Raw genomic sequence first — 13,007 nt, forward strand, 5'->3', positions numbered from 1 at the left:
TTAAGCTGACGGCAAGGACCAATCGACAGGCGAGACCCCCATTGAGGCCAGTGCCGCGTTGGCGCGGGAGAACGGCTTCGAACCGAAGAATCCATAGCGTGCCGACATCGGGCTTGGATGAGGGGATTTGATGATGAAGGCGTTCGTGAGCAGTGGTTCCAGAGTCTGTGCGTTGCGTCCCCAGAGTATGGCGACGAGGGGCTTGGGGGTGCCATCCGCATTCGTCCGTGCATTCAACGCACGGATCGCGGCCTCGGTGATGGGCTCCCAACCCTTGCCCTGATGGCTGTTCGGATGACCGACCCCCACGGTCAGGCACCTGTTGAGCAGCATGACGCCCTGCCTGGTCCACGGCGTCAGGTCGCCGTTGGCCGGCATGGGAACGCCGAGATCGTCGGTCAGCTCCCTGTAGATGTTGGTGAGGCTTCGGGGAATCGGCCTGACGTCGGGTGCCACGCAGAAGCTCAGGCCGACCGGATGGCCCGGCGTGGGGTAGGGATCCTGTCCGACGATCAGTACCTTGATGTCGTCGAATGGAATGGTGAACGCGCGCAGGATGTTCCTGCTGGCGGGCAGGTAGGGGCGGCCGGCGGCGATCTCGCCTCTGAGGAAGTCCCCCATGCGGTGCACCTGTGGTTCCACATCGGACAACGCTGCGGCCCAACCGGGTTCGATGAGTTCGGATAGCGGCTTGATATGAGCTTGAGTCATGGGTATCACTGTACGACCCATGGTGCGACCTCGCATGCCGTGGCGTGGGCCCCTGACGTGGGCGCGCAACGCGAATTGGCCGCTGACTGCAGTGGTCAGTACACTTTCAGTGTAAGTGTGCAAGAAATGAGGTCGCAAGATGGCTCAACAGGACAAGGAAACCTATGATTCCTATGCCAAGGATGCATTCGACAATCCGCCGGCAGGACCGATGGGTGTCCATAGGGGTGCGCGATCGGCCACATCCCGTGCCATGCCATACATTGTGGTGGTCGTGGTGGCATTGCTCGCCGGTCTGCTGTTCTGGGGAATCTATTCCGGTGAGATCGGCAAACTGAGGATGCCGTGGTCATCGTCGCAGGCAAGTTCGTCGCAGACCGCATCGGCCAAGAAGACAACTACGGCCGAGGCGCAGTCCAGCGATACGGCTACCGCCACGACGACTCCGGAGGCTACGGAGGAATCGAGCGACACGGCATCGCCGACCGAATCCGCAACGCCGGAGCAGATCGTGAATAAGGACACCCAGATTCGTGTGATCAACGCCACGAACGTCACCGGCTATGCACAGAGCAAGGCGGATGTGCTGACCAATGCCGGATATACGGATGTGACCCCCAGCAACCCGACCGGTACGGTTCCCGCGCAGACCGTGGTCTGGTATCAGAACGAAACAGACAAGGCGACCGCCGAAAACGTCGCCCAGACGCTGGGCATCACCAATGTCGAACAAGGTGACGGATTGGTCACCCCAATCGTGGTGGTGCTGCTGAACTGAGAGCGCGCAGTGGAAAAACGCCGGGGACCCCTGTCCGTTGTGGGCAGGCGTCTCTTTGTCGGGAATACCGGAATCGCGGGCCTGCGCCGTGGCTGCATAGGAACCGGTGTTCTTGCCGATAGCGCAAAGCGCACACCCCGGTTTGGCACTCGAAGCCTGAGAGTGCTAATCTGCACAATTAGCACTCGAGGTGCGAGAGTGATAACCGGCAGCTGACGGTCGGCGTCGCGAACTCGCGCCGAAAGTGGGAACAATACCATGTAGCCATATGTGGAGGAACAATGGCAAAGATCATTGCATACGACGACGAAGCTCGCCAGGGAATGCTCGCGGGCCTCGACAAGCTCGCCGACACCGTTAAGGTCACCCTTGGGCCGAAAGGCCGCAACGTGGTTCTGGACAAGACCTACGGCGCTCCGACCATCACCAACGACGGCGTATCCATCGCCAAGGAGATCGACCTCGATGACCCGTACGAGCGCATTGGCGCCGAACTGGTCAAGGAAGTCGCCAAGAAGACCGACGACGTCGCAGGCGACGGTACCACCACCGCAACCGTGCTGGCCCAGTCCCTGGTGCACGAGGGTCTGAAGAACGTCACCGCCGGCTCTAACCCGATCGCCTTGCGTCGCGGCATCGAGAAGGCCTCCGAGGCCATCGTCAAGGAACTTGTCGCAGCCGCCAAGGATGTTGAGACCAAGGATCAGATTGCCGCCACCGCGACGATTTCCGCCGCCGACCCGGAAGTCGGCGAGAAGATCGCCGAGGCTCTGGACAAGGTCGGTCAGGACGGCGTCGTGACCGTCGAGGACAACAATCGTTTCGGCCTGGACCTCGACTTCACCGAGGGCATGCGCTTCGACAAGGGCTACATCGCCCCGTACTTCGTCACCAACGCAGAGGATCAGACCGCAGTGCTCGAGGATCCGTATATCCTCCTGACCTCCGGCAAGCTGAGCTCCCAGCAGGATGTCGTGCATGTGGCCGAACTGGTCATGAAGACTGGCAAGCCGCTGATGATCATCGCCGAGGACGTTGACGGCGAGGCTCTGCCGACCCTGATTCTGAACACCATCCGTGGCACCTTCAAGTCCTGCGCCGTCAAGGCTCCGGGCTTCGGCGACCGTCGCAAGGCCATGCTACAGGACATGGCCATCCTGACCGGCGCGCAGGTCGTGTCCGACGAGCTGGGCTTGAAGCTCGACTCCATCGACATGTCCGTGCTCGGTACCGCCAAGAAGATCATCGTTTCCAAGGATGAGACCACCATCGTGTCCGGTGGCGGCTCCAAGGAAGACGTGGCCGCTCGTGTGGCCCAGATCCGTGCCGAAATCGCCAACACCGACTCCGACTACGATCGTGAAAAGCTGCAGGAACGTCTGGCCAAGCTGGCCGGCGGCGTCGCTGTCATCAAGGTGGGTGCCGCGACCGAGGTCGAGGCCAAGGAGCGTAAGCACCGCATCGAGGATGCCGTGCGCAACGCCAAGGCCGCCATTGAGGAAGGTCTGCTGCCGGGCGGCGGTGTCGCGCTGGTCCAGGCTGCGGCCAAGGCCCAGAAGGACGTTCAGCTCGAAGGTGACGAGGCCACCGGCGCCGCGATCGTGTTCCGCGCCATCGAATCCCCGATCAAGCAGATCGCCGAGAACGCCGGCCTGTCCGGCGACGTGGTGATCGACAAGGTTCGTTCCCTGCCCGACGGTCAGGGCCTGAACGCCGCCACCAACGTATACGAGGATCTGCTGGCCGCCGGTGTCACCGACCCGGTCAAGGTCACCCGTTCCGCCCTGCAGAATGCAGCCTCCATCGCCGGACTGTTCCTGACCACTGAAGCCGTGGTCGCCAACAAGCCGGAACCGCCGGCAGCCGCTCCGGCCGCCGGCGCCGACATGGGCTACTGATAGGCCGCATGTAGGGCCGACCGCTCCGATCGCTGATCGAGCGAATGGCATTATAGGAACCCGCTTCCCGCTGGGAAGGCGGGTTCCTTGCGTTTGCCGGGTCTGTGAAGCGAGCTTCTTCTACTGGGCGAACAGGCGGGACGCCTGCATCTCCGTGTCCGCATATAGGGAGGAGGCCTGCATGAGTGCGCGTTGGATGGATTCCAGGGACTCTTCCATCTGTTGCTGCGCCGCACGCCATTGTTCGGCCACGGCGTTGAACTGCGTGGCCGCACCCCCTCTCCAAACGCTCTGCAGGTTGTTGAGGTTGCCGTACATGCCTTGCACCGCCTGCCGAATCGATTGGATCGAGGCGTTCACTGCGGCGCTGGATGACTGAATCTGCTCCGAATCGACCTGAAACTGTGGCATGGTGTGTTCCTTTTCCTCGTTGAATGTGTATATATCCGCCGTTCGCTCACCGATTGGCGCATCCGAACGGTAAGGTGGAGCGTATGGCAAAAGTGAGTGGAACCAATACGCAATCGAAGGCTGTGGTCGGAGGATGGTCCCCAAACGGATGCATCGGCGTGTCATGCCGATATGCCCAAGGCGAACATCGTTGGATTCATGCGCTTTCCATACTGTTGGCAGCCGTGTTGTGCTGTTGCATGACATTGTGCATAACTCCCGTCGGATGGGCCGATGACGCGCAGACGACCGATACGCAAACCGGCATCACCGCGACGGATAACATCACCGATACCGAGAACCTGCTTGGATCGAATGTGTCCGAGATCACCGACGCCATCAAGAACACCAAAAAGGAGACGGGGGTCACCGTTCGGCTGCTGTATCTGTCGACGTTCGATACGGGCAAGAAGAAGCCGTCCCAGTGGGCAAGCGATCTGCTGGAATCCCTGAAGCCCCAGCCGAATACCGTGCTGCTCGCCGTGGCGTCGAACGACGGCAATCTGGTGGTGGTGGTCTCGTCGAACTCCGATGAATGGCTGAAGAAGAAGTCCACGGTGAACGCACTGTCGGACGCGGCGCAAAAGCCACTGATGGAGTCCACGCCCGACTGGGCGAAATCGGCCACCGCGATGATGGATCAGATTGTGCTGGCGAAAAAGACCTCCACGTCGTCGAACATCACCATGATCGGTGTGGGCGTCATGGTGGGCGTACTGGTATTGCTGATCGTCATCATCGTCGTGTTCCATGTCTATCGCAAGAAGCATCCGAAGCGGCGCAGGAAAAGGCATGGCAGCCACCGCAAGTCCAAGGACGGCGAATTCGAGACGTATCCTGAGGTCGAGGAGAAAGCGGAACCCGCGAAGGCGTGGAATCCCGAGCCTTCAACGGAAGACTCAGATATCGTTCAGGAAACATCCAGTGAATCGAGTGAAGCTTAGGGCATGAGTAAGCCTATTGAAGCATCCATTGTCGTTGTCGATGACGAACCGTCCATTCGTGAACTGCTGGTGGCCTCCCTGCATTTCGCAGGATTCGAGGTGAATACCGCGGCCTCCGGTTCCGAGGCCATCGAGGTCATTGAGAAAACGCAACCTGATTTGATCGTGCTGGATGTGATGCTTCCGGATATCGATGGTTTCACGGTGACCCGACGCATCCGTCAGGAAGGCATCGCCACGCCGGTGCTGTATCTGACGGCACGTGACGACACCCAGGACAAGGTCATGGGCTTGACCGTCGGCGGCGATGACTACGTGACCAAGCCCTTCAGCCTGGAGGAGGTGGTGGCGCGCATCCGCGCCATTTTGCGCCGCACCCAGGAACAGGTGGAGGATGATCCGATTATCCGGGTCGGTGATCTGGAGATCAATGAGGATTCGCATGACGTGTCCCGCGCCGGCCAGCCGATTGATCTGAGCCCCACCGAATACAAGCTGCTCCGCTATCTGATGGATAACGAGGGCAGGGTGCTTTCCAAGGCGCAGATCCTTGACCATGTGTGGCAGTACGACTGGGGCGGCGACGCCGCAATCGTGGAATCCTACATCTCCTATCTGCGTAAGAAGGTCGACGGTATCGTGGTCGAGGATGCCGATGGCGAGAAGCATAAGGTGGCTCCTCTGATCGAAACCAAACGCGGCATCGGGTACATGATTCGTGCGCCCAAGAACTGAAATGGTCTAATCGATGAGCCGGGACACCAAGCGGACGCAAGTTGATGACGCGGGCGGCCAGAGCAAGCCCGAGGCGCAGGGCACGACTCAAACGCCGCCTGCGCATCGTCCGTCGTTGTTTCGACGGATCGGCAGACGGGTCGATGCGATTCCTCTGAGCACGAAACTGGTCACCTGCATCATCGTGCTGCTGACCATCGGCACCATCGGCATCTCGTTTTCCATCCGAACGCTGGTCGGCAACTACCTGTTGCAGAAGACCGACACGCAGCTGATCAATCAGGCGCAGTTGGTATTCAACAACATGGATTCACTGGGCGATACCACCGACAGCGAGAACAGCCGAAACAGCCTGATGAACACCTACTACGTGGAAGTACGTACCAGCGACAGCAAGATCACCGGAACCGGACTGGTGCCGGTGCTCAAAGACGGTGTGGTCTCCGAACCGAGCCTGCCGGCGGATGGCAGCAGCGATGGCGTGACGTTGGGACAGCCCTTCACCACCCAGGCCGTGGTGCATGTCACCGGTAACCACACGCCGGACCACTCCACCATGCAGGCGGCCCAGTGGCCGTGGCGCGTCGTGGCACTGCCATGGAGCGAGCGCGGCAAGGACGGGCAGGTCAAAAGCAGCGGCATCGTGTATATCGGCCTGTCTTTGAGCGATCAGATCGATACCGCGAATACACTGACCAGATACTGCGCGATGGTGGGCATTGCCGTCGTGCTGCTCGGTGCGATTCTGGGCACCATCGTGGTGCAGAGCACGCTCACCCCGCTCAAGCGCATCGAGAAGACGGCCGCGAAGATCGCAGCCGGAGACCTGAGCCAGCGTGTTCCCGATATGCCGGAGAATACGGAGGTCGGTTCGCTGTCGGTATCGCTCAACAGCATGCTGACCCGCATCGAGGAAAGCTTCCATGCGCAGGAGGAGACGACGGAGAAGATGAAGCAATTCGTCTCCGACGCCAGTCACGAGTTGCGTACGCCATTGGCCGCCATCCATGGATATGCGGAGCTCTACAAGATGCAACGTGACATGCCGGGGGCGCTTGAACGTGCCGACGAGTCCATCGAGCATATCGAAGCCTCCAGCTCGCGTATGACGGTGCTGGTGGAGGATCTGCTATCGCTGGCGAGGCTTGACGAGGGCCGTGGCATCGATATCACACAGCAGGTTCCGCTCACCTCGGTGGTGCGGGACGCGGCCGATGATCTGCACGCTCTTGATCCTGACCGTGGCATCAGCTGCGGTCGGGTAACGCTCAATCCCGGAACCGATCTGGAACATCCATCCGATTTCGCCTTCCAGGATGGTGACATGCCGGCGATAACGTTGACCGGCGACGCCTCACGACTTCGTCAGGTGGTCACCAATATCGTGGGCAACATTCATCGGTATACACCGGCCGATTCGCCGGTGGAGATCTCTATGGGCGTGTTGCCGGCGTCGATCAGTCCGGAATCGTTGTCCCGAATGCCCGCCAACGAGCAGTCCATGCATCATTTGGTCGAGGCCATCGAAGTGGGCCAGTCCATGCAGGTGGGCATGAACTACGCCATCGTGCGGTTCTCCGATCATGGCCCGGGAGTGCCGCCTGAGGCCCGTTCGAAGATATTCGAACGCTTCTATACCGCAGATCCCTCCCGCGCACGCCAGAAGGGCGGCACCGGGCTTGGCATGGCCATTGCGCAGTCGGTGGTCAAGGCGCATCATGGTTTCATCTGTGCCTCCGGCAGTGATGGGGGCGGCCTGACACTGACGGTGGTGCTACCGGTCGCACCGGTCGAACCGCAGCCTGTGCCGCTCGTGGAAACACGCAAGGCGGACAAGAAGAGCCGGAAGACGAAGAAACAGGGCTGACAGACGGAAACGACGACGGGCATGGCCGTATTCCCATCTTCCCTGGAGGGCCGGCATTGGTCATCATCCCACCTCTTGCGCTAGACTATATCTTTGGTTTGCAATAGGCGGATGGCGAGCATCCGCAAGCAGGTATGTGAAAAGTAGTGAGGTGACAATGCCTAGCGGACGTGTTCGTTGGTTTGATGCGAACAAAGGCTATGGATTCATTCAGGGCGAGCAGGGAGCCGATGTGTTCTTACCTGCCGTTGCGCTGCCTGAAGGCGTGAAGACGTTACGTAAGGGCGCAAAAGTCGAGTATTCCGTAATCGAGGGACGCAGGGGCCCACAGGCGATGAATGTGACGTTGGTCGCATCGGCCCCGTCATTGGTCAAGGCCACCCGACCGAAACCGGACGACATGGCCGCCATCGTCGAGGATCTGATCAAGTTGCTGGATTCCGCGGGGAACCAGCTGCGTCGCCATCGCTACCCTTCACCGGCCGAGAGTAAGAAGCTGGCCACGCTGATGCGTGCCGTGGCCGATAATTTTGACGTACAGGACTGATTTATGCCCGATACCACTTTGGATCCCAAGGCGATCGCCAAGGCGGTGGCCATCGAAGTCGCCGACGAGGATAACCAGGTCGGCGACTTCGTAGAGGCCATCGATCTGGGTGACGACGTCACCGATTTCCGTTTCGAGACGCATGTGCGCGGCTATGAGGGCTGGCAGTGGTCGGTGACGTTGTACCACGATGCGGAACTCGACCATTGGACGGTCAACGAATCGTCGTTGGTGCCGACGGACAACGCATTGCGTCCGCCGGAATGGATTCCTTGGAAGGATCGTCTCGAACCCACCGATCTGGCCGTGACCGATTCCATCGGTACCGATCCGGACGATCCTCGTCTGGAGGAGGGCTTCCATGCGACGCACGCCGACGGGGGTGCCGCTCCGACTGAGGCATCCGAAACATCCGAGGAGGATGTCGAGGATGCGGTTGAGGAATTCGAGCTGTCCCGCAGACATGTGCTGACGCCGCTGGGGCGTGCGCAGACCGCCAAGCGCTGGTATGAGGGTCCGCGTGGCCCGAAATCGCTGTCCACGAAGACGGCCGACGGCAATCCCTGCTCCACCTGCGGCTTCTTCATTCCACTGAAGGGCGAGCTGAACCTGTTGTTCGGCGTGTGCGCCAACAAATGGAGTCCCGATGACGGTCGTGTGGTTTCCATCGATCATGGCTGTGGCGAGCATTCCGAAATCGAGCCGCCGGAGCCGTCACATCTGTGGGTGCAGTCCAAGCCGGCCTTTGACGACCTGCACATCGACATCATCGCCCAGGCGCCACGCGAAGAACGCGGTTCCGTCGAGCTGATCGAGCAGTTGGAAGGCGATAGCCCCAATCCGAACGATGAAGAGGAGGCTTCGGAGGAGGACATCGAAGCTCACACCATCGATGATGAGGCGTCGCAGGAGGACGTGCAGGAACATGCCGAGCCTGCGAACAGTCCTGAGGTGGAGACCACGCTTGATCTTAGTGAGGACGAGGAATCCTCTGACAGCGGGCAATCCGCTGAGACCGGGGAACAGTCCGTGAAACAGGAGAGCGAAGAGACTGAAGGTTCCACCGAGCCGGGGGAGTCCTCCGAGTCGACGGAAGCGGAGGACTCGGTCGGTCCGAAGCCCGAGGGGCCGGCCGAGCAGTAGCCGACTCCCGATATGTTATGGGCATACACAGCGAGCCGAAGAATCCCGGCACCCGCGCAATGCGGATGCCGATTGAGGTTCTTCGGCTCGCTGTGTGCGTTTAGTATGGCGGATGCGGGCCACTCAATGCACGACGGTGACGGTGCAATCCGCGAAATTCACGATCTGCTTGGACACCGAGCCAAGGAAATGCGCATCCATGCCTGACAATCCACGTGAGCCGACCACAAGGTGGCGGGCGAAGCGTGAGGCCGCAATAAGGCCCTTCGCGGCGGAAATATGGAAGGCATGCGACTCGATGTCGAAATCATCGGGAATGTCTCGCGCGGGAATCTCGATGGAGTCAATCATCTCATCAAGCAGATGCTCGGCTTGCTCCTGACCGACCGAAATCGGCGCGACGGCGTTCTCATATCCCTCAATTACGCCGAGGTCCTTCAATTGCCAGCAGAACATGACCTGCAAGGGCGCGTGATGGATGGATGCCAGTTCGATGGCGAACCGCAATGCGCGTTTCGACGTCTCCGAGCCGTCCACCCCGACCACGATCGGACGCTGGCTTTTCGGCAGCGGCGAGCCGGGCATATCGAAGCGCACCTCACGCTCGCCCGGGGTCAGCGCATTGGCGATGGCATCCTGCACGCTGGCCTCCTCGTCGTCGAGAATGCGAACCACGGTGACCGGCACCTTCGCCTCTTCCGCCAAGGATGCCGACAGCGAGCCCAGGAACCAGCGGGCCACGCGCCCGAGCGATCGGCGTCCCACCACGATCTGCTGCGCATCCTTGCCGATCTCCAGCAGGGCGGCGGTGCCGGAAGCCTGCACGGACGTAAGCTTGACACGATCCTCATTGATGGCCATGCCGGAACTGGCCTGGGCCACCCAACTGCGCAGACGTTTCGCGATGTCGTGGCGCATGGCCGCCCACTGCTCCTCGGAATCCGGCTCGGAGCCCATATCCCACGAATGCGTCCAGCCATACACCGCATTGACCTGCTGGCCGGTGAGGGATGCCTCTTGCAGCGCCCAGCGCAACGCGGCGAAGGATTCGTCGGAACCGTCGACACCGACTACGATGTCACGTTGACGAATGTCCGTGTCGGCACCGGCTTCGGTGGCATTTAGGGTGGTATCGCTGCTCATGATGACCTCCTTGGTCGTTGCTTTACATCAAGCATATCGGTTTGGTTGCGTTGAGAGCGCAATTTACAGGCGCGTGGAATAAACGTCATCGTGAATCGGTAGAGTGTTGAAGAACTAATAAGAGTGGAAGGACAAGCATGTTCGAACGGTTTACAGACCGTGCCCGGCGCGTGATCGTGCTGGCTCAGGAAGAAGCTCGTACCCTCCAGCACAACTACATCGGCACCGAGCATCTGCTACTCGGCCTGATTCGTGAGGGTGAGGGCATCGCCGCGAAGGCGCTGGCCTCGAAGGGTGTGTCGTTGGACGACACCCGCAAGCAGGTCGAAGAGATGATCGGTAAGGGGAATGCATCGCCGAACGGCCACATCCCCTTCACCCCGCATGCCAGGCAGGTGTTGGAGCTGTCGTTGCGTGAGGCGCTGCAGCTGGGGCACAGCTATATCGGCACCGAGCATATCCTGCTCGGCCTGATTCATGAGGGCGAAGGCGTCGGCACCCAGGTACTGATCAAGATGGACGTCAATCTCGGCGAGCTGCGCAGTGCGACCATCGATTTGATTCGTGGCAATTCAGGTGCTGGCCAGGGCGACGGCAAGGGCGATCTCGCCAATGCCGGTGGCGTGCAGGACAGGCACAACCAGAGCGGTTCGGCCATTCTCGACCAGTTTGGTCGCAATCTGACCGCCGAGGCCGCTTCCGGCAAGCTCGACCCGGTGATTGGCCGCTCGAGTGAGATCGAACGCGTGATGGTGGTGCTGAGCCGCCGTACCAAGAACAATCCCGTGCTGATCGGCGAACCCGGCGTCGGCAAGACCGCAGTGGTCGAGGGCCTGGCCCAGAAGATCAATGCCGGAGATGTGCCGGAGACCTTGAAGGGCAAGCAGGTCTATTCGCTGGATCTAGGCTCCATGGTGGCCGGATCCCGCTACCGCGGTGATTTCGAGGAACGCCTGAAGAAGGTCCTGAAGGAAATCAAGACCCGTGGCGACATCGTGCTGTTCATCGATGAGATCCATACCATCGTGGGCGCAGGCTCCGCGGATGGCGCTCTGGGCGCTTCCGATATGCTCAAGCCCATGCTGGCACGTGGCGAGCTGCAGACCATCGGTGCCACCACCACCGACGAGTACCGCAAGTACATCGAAAAGGATGCGGCGCTGGAACGTCGTTTCCAGCCGATCCAGGTACACGAGCCGACCATCGCGGAGACCATCGAGATTCTGAAGGGTCTGCGCGAACGCTACGAGAACCATCATCATGTGACGATCACCGACGGTGCGCTGCAGTCCGCGGCGGAACTGTCTGCACGCTACATTCAGGACCGGCACCTGCCCGACAAGGCCATCGATCTGATCGATGAGGCCGGCGCACGCCTGCGCATCCGTCGCCTGACCGCACCGCCCGAGCTTAAGGAACTTGACGCGAAGGTGGCCAAGCTGGCTGAGGAGAAGGATCAGGCCATCAAGGACCAGGACTTCGAAAAGGCCGCCGAGCTACGTGACAAGCAGGAGAAGCTAGAAGCCGAGCGCAAGGAGAAGGAATCCTCCTGGCGCGAAGGCGAATCCGACGTGAAGATGGTCGTGGACGAGGACGTGATCGCCGAAGTGATTTCGCAGTCCACGGGCATTCCGGTGGTCAAGCTCACGCAAGCCGAGTCCAAGAAGCTCATGAACATGGAAGCCGAGCTGCACAAGCGCATCATCGGTCAGGATGAGGCCGTATCGGCGTTGTCCCGTTCCATCCGTCGCGCGCGCGTAGGTCTGAAGGACCCGAAGCGTCCGTCTGGCTCGTTCATCTTCGCAGGCCCGACCGGTGTGGGTAAGACCGAGCTGGCCAAGACATTGGCGGAGTTCCTGTTCGACGATGAGGATGCGCTGATTCGCGTGGATATGTCGGAGTTCTCCGAGAAGTACGCCGCATCACGTCTGTTTGGCGCCCCTCCGGGATATGTGGGTTACGAAGAGGGCGGCGAGCTCACCGAGAAGGTGCGCCGCAAGCCGTTCTCCGTGGTGCTGTTCGATGAGATCGAGAAGGCGCATCCGGATATCTTCAACACCTTGCTGCAGGTGCTTGACGATGGTCACTTGACCGATGGCCAAGGCCGCAAGGTGGACTTCAAGAACACCATCATCATCCTGACCACCAATCTCGGCACCCGCGACATCGCGAAGGCCGCCAACACCGGCTTCAACCTTGGTACGAACAACGAGTCCAGCTACCAGCGCATGAAGGATCAGGTCTCTTCGGAATTGAAGCAGCAGTTCCGTCCGGAGTTCCTGAACCGCCTGGATGACATCATCGTGTTCAGGCAGCTCACCGAGCCGCAGGTGCGCCAGATCGTCGATCTCGACGTCAAGCAGCTCAACGACCGTCTGTTCGATCGCCACATGTCGCTTGAGCTCACCGATGCGGCCAAGGATCTACTCGCACAGAAGGGCTTCGACCCGCTGCTCGGCGCCCGTCCGTTGCGTCGCGTGATTCAGCGTGATATCGAGGACGCCATCTCGGAGAAGATCCTGATGGGCGACCTCGAAGACGGTCAGTGCGTGAAGGTCGATGCCGAAGGCGAAGGCATTCTGGGCGAATTCACCTTCTCCGGTGAGGCGTTCGAACAGCCGGACGAGGCAACGGCCGAGCAAGCTGAATCAGCCGACTCCACTGAGCCCGTTGGCGTTTCGGCCGGAACCGCCGGTCCGGCAGCGGAATCCTCCGAAGCCGAGTGACGGTTCGTGCATACGGCGATAGACGACTGAGATCCACGACAAAGCGGCTTTCCATGACGAATTGG

Annotated in this window: 11 protein-coding genes; 8 read left to right on the forward strand and 3 right to left on the reverse strand. The window is 60.5% G+C overall.

All coding sequences use genetic code 11. The features are described 5' to 3' along the window. Complete coding sequence (locus tag BMOU_RS10100; protein ID WP_034877247.1) at nt 1–711, reverse strand: uracil-DNA glycosylase; 711 nt, start codon at nt 709–711, stop codon at nt 1–3. Between the two features lie 139 nt (nt 712–850). Here BMOU_RS10100 and BMOU_RS10105 point away from each other — a divergent pair, with 139 nt between their 5' ends. Both BMOU_RS10105 and groL read left to right on the forward strand, forming a co-directional pair. After that, nucleotides 851–1,489: a LytR C-terminal domain-containing protein gene (locus BMOU_RS10105; RefSeq protein WP_034877249.1), complete on the forward strand. Its 639-nt coding sequence runs from the start codon at nt 851–853 to the stop codon at nt 1,487–1,489. A gap of 281 nt (nt 1,490–1,770) precedes the next feature. Beyond that, nucleotides 1,771–3,387, forward strand: coding sequence for a chaperonin GroEL (gene groL, locus BMOU_RS10110; protein WP_034877251.1), 1,617 nt, complete (start codon nt 1,771–1,773; stop codon nt 3,385–3,387). A 120-nt stretch (nt 3,388–3,507) separates the two neighbouring features. Here groL and BMOU_RS10115 read toward each other — a convergent pair whose 3' ends face one another. After that, nucleotides 3,508–3,798, reverse strand: a complete 291-nt coding sequence (locus BMOU_RS10115; protein ID WP_034877253.1) for a WXG100 family type VII secretion target — start codon at nt 3,796–3,798, stop codon at nt 3,508–3,510. Nucleotides 3,799–3,881: 83 nt separating this feature from the next. On the opposite strand from BMOU_RS10115, the gene BMOU_RS10120 reads away from it, so the two are divergent. From BMOU_RS10120 to BMOU_RS10140, 5 genes are all read left to right on the forward strand, one after another. Continuing rightward, nucleotides 3,882–4,781 carry a TPM domain-containing protein gene (locus BMOU_RS10120; RefSeq protein ID WP_034877256.1) on the forward strand — a complete coding sequence of 300 codons (900 nt, stop codon included), beginning with the start codon at nt 3,882–3,884 and terminating at the stop codon, nt 4,779–4,781. A gap of 3 nt (nt 4,782–4,784) precedes the next feature. Beyond that, nucleotides 4,785–5,516, forward strand: a complete 732-nt coding sequence (locus BMOU_RS10125; RefSeq protein WP_034877258.1) for a response regulator transcription factor — start codon at nt 4,785–4,787, stop codon at nt 5,514–5,516. 13 nt (nt 5,517–5,529) lie between these two features. Further along, the gene (locus BMOU_RS10130) at nt 5,530–7,383 is read left to right on the forward strand and encodes a sensor histidine kinase (protein ID WP_034877260.1); all 1,854 of its coding nucleotides are present in this window, start codon (nt 5,530–5,532) and stop codon (nt 7,381–7,383) included. 157 nt (nt 7,384–7,540) lie between these two features. Then, nucleotides 7,541–7,930, forward strand: a complete 390-nt coding sequence (locus BMOU_RS10135; RefSeq protein ID WP_034877262.1) for a cold-shock protein — start codon at nt 7,541–7,543, stop codon at nt 7,928–7,930. A gap of 3 nt (nt 7,931–7,933) precedes the next feature. Continuing rightward, a complete protein-coding gene (locus tag BMOU_RS10140; RefSeq protein WP_034877265.1) occupies nt 7,934–9,073 on the forward strand; it encodes a DUF3027 domain-containing protein in 1,140 nt (379 codons plus the stop codon). A gap of 123 nt (nt 9,074–9,196) precedes the next feature. Here the strand turns inward: BMOU_RS10140 and BMOU_RS10145 are convergent, their stop codons facing one another. Beyond that, nucleotides 9,197–10,216: a universal stress protein gene (locus tag BMOU_RS10145; protein ID WP_034877267.1), complete on the reverse strand. Its 1,020-nt coding sequence runs from the start codon at nt 10,214–10,216 to the stop codon at nt 9,197–9,199. 137 nt (nt 10,217–10,353) lie between these two features. Between BMOU_RS10145 and BMOU_RS10150 the strand changes: the two genes are divergently transcribed. After that, on the forward strand, nt 10,354–12,942 hold the full coding sequence (locus BMOU_RS10150) for an ATP-dependent Clp protease ATP-binding subunit (RefSeq protein ID WP_034877271.1): 2,589 nt from the start codon (nt 10,354–10,356) through the stop codon (nt 12,940–12,942). The last annotated feature ends 65 nt before the right edge of the window (nt 12,943–13,007 follow it).

Origin of the sequence: Bifidobacterium moukalabense DSM 27321, assembly GCF_000522505.1 — a bacterium.
In the GTDB taxonomy this organism is placed as follows: Bacteria; Actinomycetota; Actinomycetes; order Actinomycetales; family Bifidobacteriaceae; genus Bifidobacterium; species Bifidobacterium moukalabense.